Source organism: Janthinobacterium sp. EB271-G4-7A, assembly GCF_020858075.1.
In the GTDB taxonomy this organism is placed as follows: domain Bacteria; phylum Pseudomonadota; class Gammaproteobacteria; order Burkholderiales; family Burkholderiaceae_D; genus Janthinobacterium; species Janthinobacterium lividum.
The window spans coordinates 2,208,827-2,223,834 of the sequence record NZ_JACYMI010000001.1 but is presented as its reverse complement, the minus strand read 5'-3'; the positions used below and the strand labels follow the sequence as shown (position 1 = coordinate 2,223,834).

The window sequence follows — 15,008 nt, the reverse complement described above, 5'->3', positions numbered from 1 at the left end:
AGCCATGCCTCAGTTCGCGCCCGCAGGAGCGTCCAGCAACTTCTGTTGCAGATCAAGGTTAAGCGCCCACTGCTCTTCCACCGGAATGGCGCGCCGCGAGCTGGTCTTGAGGGAACCTTCTTGCGTCCACAGAAACGGATAAAAATTCAGGCAGAGTTCGCCGGGCAAGGGCAATTCGTCAAAGTCCTGCGCATCGCCGGGCTGCCGGCCGTAAAACTGCCGCAACTGGCGAGTAAAAGCCCATTCGATGAACGCCGTGTAGCCGATCTCCAGCGCTTCCCACGCCAGGGTCTCGGGGGCGAGGTAATACAGCTTGCCCTGGTCGGCCCCGAGCGCGCCGCCGTTGATGGCAAAAAAGCCGCCGAGCACGTCATCGGCCACCAACAGAAAGCCCTCGGCCTTTCCTTCGTTCCACGTAACAATGTTCCGGCCCAGCTTGTCATGGCCGGACCCCAATATCCGTAGCCAGCCGTCATCCACCAGGATGCCGCCGGTTTCATAGGCGATCGCGCCGAGGGGTGAACGCGTGGTGACTTGCAGGCTCAGCAGCACATCTTCCCTGCCGGCCGAGGGAGGCAGCAATTCCACCGGGATGTCGGCCTCGCTGGCCCATTGCCTGATCAGCGGAAACGCCGGGTCTTCACTATCCAATAATTCATTCAATGTACGCATGTCAGCTGACCTTATCGATGACCGCTTCCGGCGGTCGGAGTATGCATGGCGACGCTGGCACTGTCTGGCGGGCGGCGCCCTGCACCCTTCATTTTGCGGACGTCAAATACGCCCGCAATCCATGCGTGAGCACGAAAGGAAACACGCTCGCGTGATCTTCATCCGCGAAGACGCGCAAGCGCGTCTTCAGGCCGGGGAACTTGCGCGATGTCAACTTCCCGTCGAACTCGCGCAAGTCGGCCACCATGTCAGCGTCCTCTTCCGAACGCGAACGCTTCTTGCCCGCCGCCAGCTTTTCCAGGCCGCCGATGCCAAAGAACACGGACGCGGGCAAGTCCTTGTGGCTGGCGGCATACGCCTGTTCGCGGTCGAACATGACGCCGGCGTCGTACCACAGCGACGGGCTGCCGAGGATGTAGTGCTCGAAGGTGCGCGGTTCCGTCAGCAGGAATTGCAGGCCCAGCAGACTGCCGTAGGAATGGCCGATAAACACCTTGCGCTGCATATTCACGCGATAGTTACTGGCGATAAAGGGAAACACCTCGCCCGCGATGAACTGGCCATACGCCTTCGCTTCGCCGAACGCCGGTTGCCGCCCCGGCATGTCCGAGCGGTAATCATGCTTGCGCGGCGTGGTGGGCGTGTAATCGCGGCGGCGGCTGTACACCCCGCCATCGCCGTTGGCGTACGACAAGCCGACCACGATGACTTCTTCCATCCCCGCATGCTTGTTCAGGCGCTGCGCGATATTGCGCACGATGGCAAACGAATAATTGGCATCGACGACGAACAGCACCGGATAGCGTTTATTGCCCTGCCGATAGGAATCGGGCAAGGCGACATACAGCTGATAATCGCGTTTCAGGGCTTGCGCGCGGATATCGCGCACTTCCGTATTGTCCAGAACGTAGCTGGCAGGCGCGCTGGCGGGCGCGGCCACGGCGCTGTTGGCAAGGCAGCAAAGGACGATGAGCAGATGGAGAGGCTTCAATCTAGTTTCTTTCTTTGAGGTAAAAGTTACTTCGCCGTCGCCGCCGTCAGCTGCACCAGCTTGCGCTCGACAAACGCCTGCAACTGGGGAGATAAAGTTTGCAAGCCCTTGGCGCGCTCGAACGCCTGGCGCGCCTGGGCCGGGTGGTTATCGGCTTGCAAGGCGATGCCGAGCCCCATCCACCAGACGCTGTTGTCGGGCGCCGTCTGCAGGGCCTGCTGGTAGTGCTCGGACGCTTCGCGGTAGCGCTGTTCGCGCTGCAGCACGCCGGCCAGGAAGGCATGGTATTCGCCGCTGTCGCTGGCGTACGGCAGGCTGCGCGTCAAGGTATCGAGGGCGGCCGCGCCGCCGCTCGTCTTGTCCAGCTGCAAACGGGCCAGCATCATGGCTTGCGCCGGCTGTTTCGGGTCCAGCGCCAGGCTCAGCTGTAGCTGGCGGGCCGCCTCGTCCGGGCGCTGCGCTTCGAGCAACAGGCGCACCAGGGTTTCGCGCGCGCCCTGGTGGCGCGGGTCCATCTGCAAGGTCTGCTGCAAGGCCAACATGGCGTCGGAGACGCGGCCATCCTGCAACTGGGCCAGCGCGCGCCGGTATTCATTTTCCACGCGCTGCTGCGCGGTGACTTGCTTGCCGTCGATGATGCGTTCGCTGGCGGCCGGTGCTGGCATTTTCACCACAGGCGCGGCGGCGGGCTTGGCGGCTTTTTCCACGACGCGGCGCAATTCGGCGGGCCGCGCCTTGCTCGGCGCGGGGGCAGCCTCCTCGGCCTGGAACACGGGCTCGGGTTCCGCCGCTGCGACGGGAGCGGGCGCGGGAGCAACGGCGGCAGGCGCCGGGGCCGACACGGGAGCCGACACAGGAGCCAAAACAGGCGTGCTGGCCACGCTGACCAGCACGGGCGGCACGGCCGGACGCTTCAGGTAAACCCAGCCCAGGGCGATGGCGGCGGCCGTCAGGCCGGCAGCGCCGCCGAAGACCAGCGCGCGCGAAACGCCCCGCTCGCGTTCGGGCACGGAGCGGATGCCGGCCGCGTCGCCGCGTCCATCGGGAGTGCCGCGGGCATCGAGGTCTTGCAACATCTTGTTAATCAGGCTCATCTACAGGCTCATCTTCGTCATCGGTTCAATAAAGTCCAGCTCACGCCGCAGGCGGCGGCCAGCACGCCGGCGCCGGCCAGCCATGGCCACGGCTTCCGCCAAAGGCGGCGCGGCTTGCTGGCCAGGGTATCGCTGGCGGCCAGCGCCACGTGGCGGCCGCTCACCTGTTGCCGCCCTTCGCCATACGCCACCATCAGCGCCTTGTGCGCCATGATGTTGATCAGGCGCGGGATGCCGCCGGACGCCTGGTACAGCTTGCCCACGCCGCCACGGCTGAACAGGCGCGCACCATCGAAGCCGGCCACGCGCAGGCGGTGCGCCACATAGAAATCCACATCGTCGCGCGACAGCGGACCCAGGTGGTAGTGAAAGGTGATGCGCTGCGCCAGCTGGCGGATTTCCGGCAGGGCCAGCTTGACGTCCAGTTCCGGCTGGCCGAACAGCACGATCTGCAGCAGCTTGCGCTTTTCCGTTTCCAGATTCGTCAGCAGGCGCAGCGCTTCCAGGCTGTCGATGGGAATCGCCTGCGCTTCGTCCAGGCACAGCAGCACGCGCTTGCCCTGCGCCGCCAGGTTGAGCAAACGCAAGTTGAGCGACTTGAGTAGTTGATGCTGATCAGCATCTTTCTCCAGCAATACATCGAGGTCGTCGGCCAGCGCCAGGATCAGCGAACGGGGCGGCAAGTTCGGATTCGGGATGTAGGCCGTGACAAAGTCCGGCCCCAGCGATTGCATGAACTTGCGACACAAAAAGGTTTTACCAGTCCCCACTTCGCCAGTGATCTTGATGAAGCCCTCGCCGTTGCGCGCCGCCACCAGCAAGGTGTTGAGCGCCTTTTGCGACTGCGGGCCGTTGAAAAAGAAACTGGTATCGGGCGTGAGGCCGAACGGCGCCTCGCGCAAGCCGAAATGGGCCTGGTACATTTAGCGCCGCTCCGACGGACGGCGCGGGTCGAGCGCCTCGATGCGCTTGCCCGAATCGAGCAAGTCTTCGTTCCAGCTATTGGCGCCATCGACGATGGTCGGCTTGATCAGCACCACCAGTTCGCGCTTCTGGATCACCTGTCCCGTGTTGCGGAACAGCGCGCCCAGCACGGGAATATCGCCCGCGCCCGGCACTTGCGAGCGGTCCGCCGTGGTGGCCTGGCGCATCAGGCCGCCGATGGCGACGATGCGGCCATCCTGGCTGCGCACCATGCTGTCCATCTCGGATGTGCTCGATGCGGCCAGCGGCAGTTTCAGCGAACCGGCGCTGCCCAGGTCGATTTCCTTGCTGATGGTCGACACCTGGCTGACGGACGGGTGCACGTGCAGGATGATGTTGCCATCCGCATCGATCTGCGGCGTCACGTCCAGCACCACGCCGGAAAAGAACGGTTGCAAGGTCACATTGGGGCTGGTCGTCGCACCGCTGGCCGTCGTATTCGTGGTGGTCGACACGCCCGTCACGTAAAACTCGTCCGTGCCGATCTTCAGCACGGCCTTCTGGTTATTCATGGTGGCGATGCGCGGGCTCGACAGCACGTGCACGGAGCCTTGCGATTCCAGGAAGGAAATCATGGCCGCGAAATTGGCCGTCTGGAAAGCCAGGCCAAACATGGAACCGGCCGAATTCGCCGCCGAACTGAGACCAAAGCCGCTGCTGGCCGTCAATCCGCTGCCATTCGTCATGTTGGGCGGCTGGCCGCCATTGAACGGCAGCGGCGCCAGGGTGCCGCCCGGCTGGATGAAACCCGTCGAGATGCGGTTCGTGTGGCCGCTCTTGATCGAGGCAAACGAGGCCCAGTTGATGCCCGTCTGCGTGTTGTCGTTGAGTTCGACTTCGAGGATTTTCGCTTCCAGGATCACCTGGCGGTCGACGGACAGCTGCGTGGCCTTCAAATACATGTCGACATTGCGCAACTCTTCCGGCATGGCGCGGATGACGATCACGCCCGACTGCGGGCTAAGCACCACTTGCCGCCCGCCTTCGGCGCTGCCGACGATGGCTTCCAGCGCCGCCTTCAATTCCGGCCAGAAATCCGCCGTGGACGAAGTCGTCAGGTTGCTGCTGTCCAGGGTACGGCCGCCCTGGCCGCCATTCGTTTGCTGGTTCTGCTCGTTGTTGTTGCCCTGATTGTTATTGCCGCCATTTCCGCTGTTGCCCGAGCCGCCGGAATTGGTCGAACCGACCGAACCCACCGACGTCGACGAGACGCGCAGGTTGGAACTGCCGCGGCGCGCGCCCGTCAGGTAATTGACGTGGAACAAACGCGTCTGCATGGTCAGGGGCTTGATGTAGATCTGCGTGCCCTCGACCTTGTAATCGTAGCCATACAGTTCGCGCACGGCGTCGAGCGCCTGGAACAGGGTCACGTCCTTCAGATTGGCGGAAATCGTGCCGCCGATGTCGGGATGGACCAGCATGTTGTAGCGCGTGCCGGCCACGATGGAGGTGAAGAACTGGCGTGCCGGCACATTGTTGAACGCCACGTTGAAGCGCTCGTCGAGCGCCGCGCGGGCCTTCGGCAATTGCTGGGCCAGGGCCGCCACGGGCGGCAGCAGCGCCGCTTCCACGGCCTCCGGCTGGGCCGTTGGCGCCGTGGTGGCCGCCGCGCCCTTGACGGCATCGGTGATCGCATTATAGGTGTCGCGCTTGACGGGCGCGACATTGCAGCCGCCCAGGCCCAGGCTGACGCTGATGACAGCCGCCATCGTACTGATCTTGAACATGCTCGCCTTGTGTTGATTGAGTTGCTTGGCCACTTCTTCTACTCCTGCTTGCGGTCGGTCTTGCGATCGGTCTTATTGTCGGTCTTGCTGCTCGGATACAGCTTGAAGGTTTCCAGTGATTTGCCACGCCGCAACACGACGGCCGTGTCGTGGATTTCCGTCACCACGGCATCGCCCACCTTGCCGCCGACCTTGACTGTCTGGCCATCGATGACGGCCAGGCGGCGTCCGCCCGGCTGGGTGGAGATGAGCACCGATTGCAGCTGCGGCCGGGCCGCGACGACGGGCGCGGCACTGGCCGGCGCCCACAGGGCCGCCGGCGGGCGCGTGGGGTCGTCCAGCGCCTGTGCCTGCGCGCCCGGCCATGCCAGGCTCAGTACCAGGAAAGGCGCCAGCAGCGCGGGACCGAAGGTCAAAGTGCGATCCATGTATCGTCCATGCTGAGGGTATGTAAGGTCAGGGTCAGGGTGGCGCCCGGGTAACTGGCGGAGTCGAGGTGGGCGGCGCCCCAGAAGACGCGCGTCGGCATCGCTTGCAGCGCCTGCATGTATTGCACCATGTCGGCATAGCTGCCTTGCAGCACCACTTCCACGCCATGCTGGTGCAGCAAGGGTGCCGGGCTCGGTGCCTTGGCAGCGGCATCGCCGTTCGCGGCATCGGCCTGGCGCACGCCCACGGCGCTGGAGGGCAAGGTTTTCAGCGACACCACGCGCAATCCGGCATGCCGGCGCAGCAAGTGCTCGAGCAAGGTGACCATGCGCTCGGGCGCCACCAGGCCATGCTGCTGCTCGCGCAGCGCCTGCGTCAGCGACGCCGTTTCCGCCTGCAAAGCCAGCAGGCGCGTGCGCGCTTCCTGGTCGGGATCGGTGGCGTGGGCGAGCATGGTCAGCTCGATTTCCTTGTTCGTCGCGGTCAACAGGCTTTGTTTTTGCGCAATGCTCGCTTCCAGTGCGGCGCGTTTCGCCAACAGGGGATTGAAGCTCATGAAATAAAACACGAACAGGACGGCGGCCGCAGCGGCGCCAAACACCATCAACCGCTCGCGCAGGCTGAGGGCGTCAAAGGCGGTGGCCCATTTCTTCAGCAAGGGCAGCATCAGCGTGTTCCTCCAGCAACAGGTTTTGCCGGCGTGGCGGCACGATCCGCAGATTGCAGGCTGAACGCGATATAAGGCAGGCCAGGCGTCTTGCCCTCGGCCACGGCCGGCTGCTCGGGCTGGCCGATGTCGAGGCTGGCGAAGGTCTTGCCTTTCAGTACCTCCTGCTGGCCCAGACGCGTGATGTAGGCGGGCAGCAGCGACGCATGCAAGGCGCGGCCCTGCAAGCCGAAATCATTGCCGGCGCCGGCGATATCCACGCCCGTCAGCCATACGCCCTCGACCCTGGCCTGCGCCAGCGCGCGGAAATAGCCGGCATAGCCGCGGGTATTGCCCAGCTTGCCGCTTTCCAGCACGTTTGACGCATCCTGCAGCAACTGGCGCTGCGCTTCGACGGCCGCCAGTTCCTGCGCCAGGGCCGGGTCTTTCTTGCGTGGAGGATAATCGCGCAGAATCTGGTCGCGCTTCGCCTCGCCTTGCGCCAGCGCCGCCTTGACGCCCGCTTCGCGCTGTTCCAGGCTGGTCAAAGCTTGCTGGGCCAGCACGCCCACGGCCAGCAGCGCCAGCGCCAGGCCGCCCAGGCCCAGGCTGGCCGTGCGCGCCGACATATGGTGTTTTTTCAGTTCAAACTGGGGATTGAACAGATTGATCTGCTGGCTCATGCGCCCTTCCCTTCGTGCTTGCCCGGGTGCAAGCCAACCTCGCGCAAGCCTGCGCCGATGGCCAGGAAGTAGCGCGCCTGCATGGCAGGGTCGCGCAGCTCGGGGGCCTGCGACAAGTCCAGCACCGTGGCCAGGTCCAGCTGCTCGACGGGCATGTAGAGATTGTCGGCCAGGTATGCGTGCAAGCCGTCGGCCGCGCCCGTCATCAGCATCAATCGGGACAGCGAAATGAAATGGAACTGGCGGTCGAAGTGGTCGAAGGAGCGCTGCAGTTCCAGGGTGACGCGGTCGTAGTACTGGCTGGCGTCGGGCGATTGCAATTGCGTCACAGTCACGTCGATGCGGCGCGCCTGGTACAGTTCGCCATTGAAACTCATGGTCAGCAAGCCGCCGTCGCCATCGAAAGACAGCACGGCGATGCCGCGTCCCGGCGTTTCCAGCAAGGTGGCGATATTACGCTGCGCCATCTCGGGGATATCGATCACGGACAGGCCGATCTTGCATTCCGCGTATAGCGCCTGGCGGCGCGACACGGCGCTGTTGCGCGCGGCGACGGCAAACACGCTGCTGCCCCGCTGGGTGCCGTTCGGGTCGCCGGGGATGTCGAACACGTCGATGGTGGCCTCGGCCAGGGGAAAGTCCAGCATGTCCTTCAAACGCCAGCCCACGGCCGTCTTCAGCTCCTCGCGCGGCACGGCCGGCGCTTCCAGCGACAGCAGCTGGTAATCGCCGCCAGCCAGCACGCTGGTGCAGTGGCGCGCTGCTGCCTGCAGCTCCTTGCCCAGTTTTTCCAGCACCTCGGCCGGCGCAGGCCGCGCGGCCGCCTGGTAACTGGCGCCCCGCACGCGCGGCATGCCGCCGGCGGGACGTTCGACAACGACAGCGCTGACGCCTTCGCGGCCAAACGCCGTGGCCAGCCAGCCATCGTACTTCTTTGCTCTTGCGAATAAACCCATGCGAACTATCCAGTGTAAGTGCCTGCCCGATCTTGTCGCGCAGATAATGCATCCAGCCAATTTTAATTCATGAAGCCAACTTTATTGTGTAAAAACAATAAATTAGCGATCTTTTTTTCACCTAGTTGACCTTACTGCGACAACACGGCTTGCAGGCGGCGCTGGACATAATCGGCGTTATTGCCCGCATTCGGACAGCCGGCGGCTCCTGGCTGGTTGCAAGCCGTGGCCGTGATGGTCCAGCTGGTCAAGGTGCCGGGCCCCGTGGCCGTGCTGCATTGCACGGTGACGCTGAACGCCGACAGCGTCGTGCCAGCCGGCAAGCTGAACGTGGTGGCGCCGAGACATGCCGCGCCAGTGGTCAGGCCCGCGCTGATCTGTTTCTGCAAACCCCATTCGAGACCGGCGCGGGCGGCCTGTTCGGCGCGCACGCCCTGCACGTCCATGGCCGACTCCGTCTGCTGGAAGGTGGAGATATTCACCATCACGGCCGCCAGCGCGGCCAGCACCACCAGCAGGAAAATGGCCGTGACGAGGCTGAAACCGCGCATGCGGCGCGCGCGGTGGCGCAGCAAATGCGTCATGGCGTATTCCTCGCCTGCACCTGTTGCACCAGGCGCAGCACGCCCGTATTGCTGTTCGCCGCGCCCAGGCTCAGGCTGATATTCACCAGGCCCCGCTGCACATTGGCCAGCACGGTGTAGCTGAAGGCGCACCCCGTTACCTGGCGCGCCAGCAGTGCGCCATCCTTCAAGTCCGCAGCAACCGGCTGGGTGGCCTGGATGGCATAGCCCGCGTAGCGGGTCAAGGTGCCGGTCGCCAGATCGCACGCATAGGTCACGGGCGTCGACACCACCTGGAAACGGTTCGACGGCGACGGCAGCGGCGCCGGCGCCGTCGCGAAAGGATAGCTGCCAAGCGTGACGACATTGCCGGCCACGCCCGTCACTGCCGCGCGGTTGCAGCCGGTCGCCGCGCTGCAGGAATAGGCGTCGTTCGGCGTGTAAGCTCCCCCCAGGTTGTAGACGACGATCTGGTCGCCCACGCTGATCGCCTGGCGCGCGCCCAGCGCATTCGCGGGCATGGCGCCGACGACGCTAAAGCTGCCCGGAACGCCGGGGGCGGGAGGCGTCTCGAAGCTCAGCACACTGCCCAGTCCCGACGGGTCGCTGTCGCTCAGGTAGCGTCCGCCCGTCTTGGTCAGCAGCAATTCCAGGAACAGGCCGTTGTTCGAGACGCGCACGCTGTTGGGCAGGGCCAGGCGCACATCGCGCGTCAGGCGGCGCGCCGCCGTATCGGCCGTGTCGGCCAATGCCGCGCGCGCCGCGACATCCATATAGCCCTGCACGGGCACGCGGATGAAGACGGCGACCATGGTGCCGATGATGCCCGTGATGACGATCACGATGACCATCTCGACGAGAGTAAAGCCGCGCGGACGGCGCCTGGCGTTAAGAAATTTTGTCATGGGATACTGTTCGGCGCATAGCGCACGCGATAGCCGTCGAGCACGATCTGCTGGTCGGCATACGGCACCGTCACCTGGATACGCAGACCTTCCGTGGCGGGCAAGCCGTTCAGGGCTGCCTGGGTGATCACCACAGAGGCAACGTATTCCTGAGGGGAACCTGCAGCCCAGACGGCGCCCTGCGCATCCGTCTTGTAATTCGTGGCCGTGCCATACGCGCTCACGTAATCGTTGACGTTGTCGAAAGGCCGCGTCACGCCGCCCGCCTCTTGTCCGGCCACTTCCGGGATGGCGCAGCCGGCCGGGCTGGTGGCCGTTTGCGCGGCAGGGTCTTGCGGATCGCAATACGTGAAACGCGCCAGCTGGATTTCTTCCAGCATGCCTTCGGCAATCGCCAGCGCCTGCTTGCGCAGCTGCGGGTCGGCGCTGTGCTTTGTCGTCAGGCTCATCACGCCGAGGATGGCGGCCGAGGCCAGACCGACGATGACGATGAACAGCACCAGTTCGATCAGGGTCACGCCGCGTCCACGCCGGCGCCGCTGGCTAATGGACATAGCCCGTCTCCCCCTCGACCGTGACGACGCGCGGCGTGCCCTCGCCCCGGATGCTGATTTTCAGCCGCGTCGGGAAAGCCGATGGCGCCGGGAACACATCGCCCTGCGCATATGGCTGGCCCAGCGCATCGAAATAAAAGCTGGGCTCGCCTGTCACATCGGTGGACAGGGTAACGCCGGACGGACGGCCTTCGCACAGCCAGTTGCTCCCCAGGCAATACTGCTGCGTCTCCTTGCTGCCGCTGTTCCTGCCCGTGGGCGGCACCACCTTCTGCTCATCGCTGCAACCGGCATCGAAGCACAGCGCCACGCTGTTGGCATCGATGTGCACAAATACGGCACGGTTTTGCGCCACCGCCAGCTTTTGCCCGTAGCGCACGATATTCGTCACCTGGTCGGCAAAACTGCGCGCGTCAAAAGTGTCGCGCTGGAAAAACCGGTTGACGGCAAACGTCGCCAGCAAGCCCGCCAGCACCAGCACGGCCACCAGCTCGATCAAGGTGAAGCCGCGCGCAGCCGTACGCCGCAGGGAGCGTGGCGGCCCTGCTTGGCGATGCGGATGCGGAAAGTTTGTCGGTGGCTGCTGCAATGGATGACCCGTAAAAAAGCCCAACGGGCTGGCGCCTGGGGTTGGGCTGGTGGTGCGCAAGGAAAGCCGGGCGTGGCCGGGCTTTCCTGTCGATACTCAATAACTTGCCTGAGTTTACTTACACGACGTGGCGCTTGCGGCGATCGAGATGGTCGGTGCGCCGCCGGCAGCGGTCGGCGCGGCGTAAGTCACCGAGCAACCCGTGCGCGTGGCGTCTGGCGTAACAACATAGCCCGCCGTGGTGGCCACCGTGTAGTCGTCAGTCGTAATGCCAGCGGCCGCGCCGATACCGGCCGCCGTTGCCGCAGGATAGCCGAACGCGCCGTCAATGTCGGTGCCTTCCATCTGCACTTTCGGCGTATCGACGGAACCCTTGACCAGCCATTGCGCATGGTACAGGGCTGAACCTGCCTTGATCGCGCCAGCAGCCGCCTGCATCTTGGCCACGCGTGCATCGGTCGACATGTCGATGAATTTAGGAATCGCCGTGGCGGCCAGGATGCCGAGGATCACGATGACGACGATCAATTCGATCAGGGTAAAACCTGCCTGGGCGCCGCTTTTCATACTACGTAAAGACTTGTTCATTCTTGCTTTCTCCAAAATCAAATAAAAAAACTTCAAAACCAACGCCATGAAACTGTCGCTGCACCGGACCAGGAAGCGCGTCAGTTTGCTGCCGATTCCGGCGCTTTCCACACCACGATATCGGGCTCCTGGGCGAGCTTGTCAAGATCGGCGTCTGCACCCGGCAAGGTTACCTTAAATTTCACTGCATCAACCCCTGTAGTGGGAAAAATATTGCCTTTACTAAACAAATAGATGATTTTTTGTTCTTTTTTGTCGTATAACCAATTCCCTGCCGGCAATTTTTCAAGGTCCGCCTGCGCGAACTCACCCAGGTAGTTGGCCGGCTTGTCGGCCAGCCAGTCGAACGGGTTTTGCCGCGCCAGCGCCGGCATCCTGTCGCGCCGGTCCGCCAAGTACAAGTGCAGCACCTGCACCCGCAAACTGGTGCGCAAGACGCCGAGCATCTGCGCCACGGCCACCTGCTGCGCCTGTTGCTGGTAATAGCCGACCCGGTTCAAGAATACCGCCATCAGGATGGCAAACACGCCCGCCACCACCGCCAACTCGAACAGGGTGAAACCGCGCTGGCGGAGCGGTTTTCTCATCAGTGCAGGGCCGCCCGGCCCAGGTCCCAGATCGGCAGGAAGATGCCCAGCGCCAGCACCAGCACCATGGCGCCGAGGAAGACGATCAAGATCGGCTCGATCTGCGCCGACAGGGTCTTCAGCTCGTAATCGACCTCGCGCTCGTACATGTCGGCGATCTCGTCCATCAGGTCGTCCAGCGAACCGGATTCCTCGCCCACGGCGATCATCTGCAGCACCACGGGCGTAAACACGCCGGCCGCCACCGAGGTGCGCAGGATGCTTTCGCCCCGCTCGACGCCGTCGCGCATCTGCTCCACGCGCGCGCTCAGATACGTGTTGTCGACCGTTTGCGATACCACCGTCAGGGCCTGCACGATAGGCACGCCGCTGGTGCTCGACAGGGCAAAACTGCGCGCGAAGCGGGCCATCGTGCCCTTCAGGATGATCTTGCCGGCGATCGGCAGGCGCAGCTTGGCGCGGTCCCATTTATAGAGACCCTCTTTCGTGCGCAGCCAGGCGCGCCAGCCGAAAAAGCCGCCCACGCCCAGCATCAGCAAGATGGGCCAGTACGTCACCGTAAAGCGCGAGGTGCCGATCAGGATGCGCGTCATCAAAGGCAGTTCCGCATGGAAACTGGCGAACACCTTTTCGAACTGGGGAATGACGAAGATATTCACCACCACCATGGCAGCGAGCATGGCGAAGACGACGAAGGTCGGGTAGCGCGTCGCCGTTTTCACGCGCGCGCGCATGTCGCGGTCGAATTCCAGGTGGTCGAACAGGCGCAGGAATACTTCGTCGAGGCGCCCCGTCATTTCACCCACGCGCACCATCGACAGATAAAACGGCGTGAAGATGGCGGGATGGCGCGCCATGGCGGCCGACAGTTCGCGGCCCGCGTCGAGCGACTCGCGCACATCCTTGATGATGCGCCCGAACGCGGGACTGATGGCGGACTCCTGCAAGCCGGCCAGGCCGCGCATGATGGGCACTCCCGCCTTGAGCAGGGTGTACAGCTGGCGGCTGAACAGCTGCACATCCATGGGCGTGACTTTTTTCTCGGTCAGCCTGGCCCACCAGCCCAGCTGGTTGGCACCGGCCTTCGTCACCGTCTGCCTGGTGGCGCTGATGTCGACGGGCGTGCTGCCGCCCGCCATCAACTGGTCGGCCACGGCGCCGCTGTCGGCGCCTTCCATCACGCCGGTCAGCAGTTCGCCACTGGCGCTGCGCGCCTTGTAGGAGAAAAACGGCACCTCAATCCTCGCTCTGGTTGCTGATGCGCATCGCTTCCATCACCGTCGTACGGCCTTGCACCACCAGCTGCACGGCGTGGCGGCGCAGGGTTTCGCCCGCCATCTGCGCCGTCGCCACCTTCATGAAGTGGGAAGGATCGGCATGGTTGGCAGCGTCGGCCACGGCGCGCGTGATTTCCAGCAATTCGTACACGCCCGTGCGGCCCCGGTAACCCATGCCATTGCAATGCGAGCAGCCCTTGCCGTGGAAATACTGGTTGCGCTCGACCAGCTCGCCCAGTTCCAGGCGCAACCATTCGTATTCGTTCGGCGTGGGCGCGTACGGCGTACTGCAGCTTTCGCAGATCACGCGCACCAGGCGCTGCGCCAGCACGGCCTGCAGCGAGCTGCCCACCATGTAGCGCGGCACGCCCATGTCCATCAGGCGCAGCGGCGTGCTGATGGCGTCGTTCGTATGCAGGGTCGACAGCACCAAGTGGCCCGTCATGGCGGCGCGCAGGCCGATTTGCGCCGTCTCCTGGTCGCGCATCTCGCCGACGAGCACGATGTCGGGATCCTGCCGCAAGGCCGAGCGCAGCACCCTGGCAAAGTTCAGCTCGATCTTCTCGTTGACTTGCACCTGGTTAATGCCGGGCAAGCGGTACTCGACCGGGTCTTCCACCGTGATGAGCTTTTTTTCCACGGAGTTGAGCTCGGACAAGGCGCAGTACAAAGTCGTCGTCTTGCCGCTGCCGGTCGGCCCCGTCACCAGCACGAGGCCGTTCGGACGGCTGACGATGGCGCGGAACTGTGCCACCAGCGCAGGCGGCATGCCGATGGCGTCCAGGCGCAAGGTCGTGCCGCCCTGGTTCAGCAAGCGCATCACCACCGATTCGCCGTACTGCGTCGGCATGGTGGAAATACGCACGTCGATGCGCTGGTTTTTCACGCGGATGGCGAAGCGGCCATCCTGCGGCAGGCGTTTCTCGGAAATGTCGAGGTCCGACATCAGTTTCAGGCGCAGCGCCAGCGAACTGGCGATCTTGCTGTCCGCTTCCGTCTGCAGGTGCAGCACGCCGTCGATGCGGAAGCGGATCTGCAGCCGGCCTTCCTGCGGCTCGATGTGGATGTCCGAGGCGCGCACCTGCGTGGCATCCTCGAACACGGATTGCAGCAGCTTGACGATGGGCGCCTCTTCCAGGCCCGGATTGGCGGCCAGCGCGCCGAAGTCGACGGAAACGTCGCCCAGGTCCTGCTCCAGCTCGCGCGTCAGGGTGGAGATATCTTCCGTACGGCGATAGATGCGGTCGATGGCGGCCAGCACTTCCGTTTCATTGACGACAGCGAGCTCGATATGGCGTTTGACCAGGCGCGAGATTTCATCGTACGCAAACAGGTCGGTCGGATCGGACATGCCGACCAGCAAGCCTTCGCGGCGGTCTTCCAGCACCAGCGCGCGGAAGCGCCGCGCCTGGGTTTCCGGCAGCAGCCGCACCAGTTCGGGATTGATGTTGAAAAACTTCAGATTGATGTAGGGAATGTCGAGCTGGCGCGCCAGCGCGCCAGAAATCTGCTCTTCCGTGACGAAGCCGTGCTCGACAAAAACGCGGCCCAGCTTGCGTCCCGAACGCTTCTGTTCCGTCAAGGCTTGGCCCAACTGTTCTTCCGTCAGCAATTTCTGCTGCACCAAAATTTCACCGAGCCGGACTTTCTCTGGCCTTGCCATGCTTGCTCCTCGACAAATTCTTCAGACGCTGCACGCCAGCGGCGCGCGGGAGTATTTTATTCCAGAACCTGTTGTTTCTTAAAGAAAATATATTCCATCG

Annotated in this window: 17 protein-coding genes; all 17 read right to left on the bottom strand. The window is 63.9% G+C overall.

The genetic code is table 11. The annotated features are described in order from the left end of the window. Positions 1–9: 9 nt before the first annotated feature. On the bottom strand, positions 10–672 hold the full coding sequence (locus IGS58_RS10100; RefSeq protein ID WP_230521251.1) for a DUF2625 family protein: 663 nt from the start codon (positions 670–672) through the stop codon (positions 10–12). 88 nt (positions 673–760) lie between these two features. Beyond that, entirely contained in the window at positions 761–1,663 is a 903-nt protein-coding gene (locus tag IGS58_RS10095; RefSeq protein ID WP_230521250.1) for an alpha/beta hydrolase, read from the bottom strand. Between the two features lie 26 nt (positions 1,664–1,689). Continuing rightward, the gene (locus IGS58_RS10090; RefSeq protein ID WP_230521249.1) at positions 1,690–2,757 is read right to left on the bottom strand and encodes a tetratricopeptide repeat protein; all 1,068 of its coding nucleotides are present in this window, start codon (positions 2,755–2,757) and stop codon (positions 1,690–1,692) included. A 17-nt stretch (positions 2,758–2,774) separates the two neighbouring features. Beyond that, positions 2,775–3,680 carry an ExeA family protein gene (locus IGS58_RS10085; protein ID WP_230521248.1) on the bottom strand — a complete coding sequence of 302 codons (906 nt, stop codon included), beginning with the start codon at positions 3,678–3,680 and terminating at the stop codon, positions 2,775–2,777. After that, on the bottom strand, positions 3,681–5,468 hold the full coding sequence (gene mshL / locus IGS58_RS10080; protein WP_070256881.1) for a pilus (MSHA type) biogenesis protein MshL: 1,788 nt from the start codon (positions 5,466–5,468) through the stop codon (positions 3,681–3,683). A gap of 38 nt (positions 5,469–5,506) precedes the next feature. Further along, positions 5,507–5,896, bottom strand: coding sequence for an MSHA biogenesis protein MshK (locus IGS58_RS10075; protein WP_230521247.1), 390 nt, complete (start codon positions 5,894–5,896; stop codon positions 5,507–5,509). Then, entirely contained in the window at positions 5,881–6,564 is a 684-nt protein-coding gene (gene gspM, locus IGS58_RS10070) for a type II secretion system protein GspM (protein ID WP_230521246.1), read from the bottom strand. Before gspM ends, IGS58_RS10075 begins: the two co-directional genes overlap by 16 nt. Next, complete coding sequence (locus tag IGS58_RS10065) at positions 6,564–7,226, bottom strand: PilN domain-containing protein (protein WP_230521245.1); 663 nt, start codon at positions 7,224–7,226, stop codon at positions 6,564–6,566. The genes gspM and IGS58_RS10065 overlap by 1 nt, the downstream gene beginning before the upstream one ends. After that, complete coding sequence (locus tag IGS58_RS10060) at positions 7,223–8,182, bottom strand: agglutinin biogenesis protein MshI (protein ID WP_230521244.1); 960 nt, start codon at positions 8,180–8,182, stop codon at positions 7,223–7,225. Before IGS58_RS10060 ends, IGS58_RS10065 begins: the two co-directional genes overlap by 4 nt. A gap of 131 nt (positions 8,183–8,313) precedes the next feature. Continuing rightward, complete coding sequence (locus tag IGS58_RS10055; protein WP_070256806.1) at positions 8,314–8,766, bottom strand: hypothetical protein; 453 nt, start codon at positions 8,764–8,766, stop codon at positions 8,314–8,316. Next, a complete protein-coding gene (locus IGS58_RS10050; protein WP_230521243.1) occupies positions 8,763–9,650 on the bottom strand; it encodes a prepilin-type N-terminal cleavage/methylation domain-containing protein in 888 nt (295 codons plus the stop codon). The genes IGS58_RS10055 and IGS58_RS10050 overlap by 4 nt, the downstream gene beginning before the upstream one ends. Further along, entirely contained in the window at positions 9,647–10,204 is a 558-nt protein-coding gene (locus IGS58_RS10045; RefSeq protein WP_230521242.1) for a type IV pilus modification PilV family protein, read from the bottom strand. Before IGS58_RS10045 ends, IGS58_RS10050 begins: the two co-directional genes overlap by 4 nt. Then, on the bottom strand, positions 10,194–10,793 hold the full coding sequence (locus tag IGS58_RS10040) for a type II secretion system protein (RefSeq protein ID WP_268989888.1): 600 nt from the start codon (positions 10,791–10,793) through the stop codon (positions 10,194–10,196). The genes IGS58_RS10045 and IGS58_RS10040 overlap by 11 nt, the downstream gene beginning before the upstream one ends. Before the next feature lie 114 nt (positions 10,794–10,907). Further along, on the bottom strand, positions 10,908–11,381 hold the full coding sequence (locus IGS58_RS29165) for a type II secretion system protein (RefSeq protein ID WP_307778494.1): 474 nt from the start codon (positions 11,379–11,381) through the stop codon (positions 10,908–10,910). A gap of 80 nt (positions 11,382–11,461) precedes the next feature. Then, a complete protein-coding gene (locus IGS58_RS29045; protein WP_268989824.1) occupies positions 11,462–11,968 on the bottom strand; it encodes a type II secretion system protein in 507 nt (168 codons plus the stop codon). Continuing rightward, entirely contained in the window at positions 11,968–13,203 is a 1,236-nt protein-coding gene (locus IGS58_RS10020) for a type II secretion system F family protein (RefSeq protein ID WP_034781100.1), read from the bottom strand. The genes IGS58_RS29045 and IGS58_RS10020 overlap by 1 nt, the downstream gene beginning before the upstream one ends. 1 nt (position 13,204) lies before the next feature. Then, entirely contained in the window at positions 13,205–14,908 is a 1,704-nt protein-coding gene (locus IGS58_RS10015; protein ID WP_070256793.1) for a GspE/PulE family protein, read from the bottom strand. Positions 14,909–15,008 lie beyond the last annotated feature (100 nt).

Coding starts and splice junctions, on each gene's coding strand:
- IGS58_RS10100 (WP_230521251.1), bottom strand. CDS start 672: ATGCGTACATTGAATGAATTATTGGATAGTGAAGACCCGGCGTTTCCG.
- IGS58_RS10090 (WP_230521249.1), bottom strand. CDS start 2,757: ATGAGCCTGATTAACAAGATGTTGCAAGACCTCGATGCCCGCGGCACT.
- IGS58_RS10085 (WP_230521248.1), bottom strand. CDS start 3,680: ATGTACCAGGCCCATTTCGGCTTGCGCGAGGCGCCGTTCGGCCTCACG.
- mshL (WP_070256881.1), bottom strand. CDS start 5,468: ATGTTCAAGATCAGTACGATGGCGGCTGTCATCAGCGTCAGCCTGGGC.
- IGS58_RS10075 (WP_230521247.1), bottom strand. CDS start 5,896: ATGGATCGCACTTTGACCTTCGGTCCCGCGCTGCTGGCGCCTTTCCTG.
- gspM (WP_230521246.1), bottom strand. CDS start 6,564: ATGCTGCCCTTGCTGAAGAAATGGGCCACCGCCTTTGACGCCCTCAGC.
- IGS58_RS10065 (WP_230521245.1), bottom strand. CDS start 7,226: ATGAGCCAGCAGATCAATCTGTTCAATCCCCAGTTTGAACTGAAAAAA.
- IGS58_RS10060 (WP_230521244.1), bottom strand. CDS start 8,182: ATGGGTTTATTCGCAAGAGCAAAGAAGTACGATGGCTGGCTGGCCACG.
- IGS58_RS10055 (WP_070256806.1), bottom strand. CDS start 8,766: ATGACGCATTTGCTGCGCCACCGCGCGCGCCGCATGCGCGGTTTCAGC.
- IGS58_RS10050 (WP_230521243.1), bottom strand. CDS start 9,650: ATGACAAAATTTCTTAACGCCAGGCGCCGTCCGCGCGGCTTTACTCTC.
- IGS58_RS10045 (WP_230521242.1), bottom strand. CDS start 10,204: ATGTCCATTAGCCAGCGGCGCCGGCGTGGACGCGGCGTGACCCTGATC.
- IGS58_RS29165 (WP_307778494.1), bottom strand. CDS start 11,381: ATGAACAAGTCTTTACGTAGTATGAAAAGCGGCGCCCAGGCAGGTTTT.
- IGS58_RS29045 (WP_268989824.1), bottom strand. CDS start 11,968: ATGAGAAAACCGCTCCGCCAGCGCGGTTTCACCCTGTTCGAGTTGGCG.
- IGS58_RS10015 (WP_070256793.1), bottom strand. CDS start 14,908: ATGGCAAGGCCAGAGAAAGTCCGGCTCGGTGAAATTTTGGTGCAGCAG.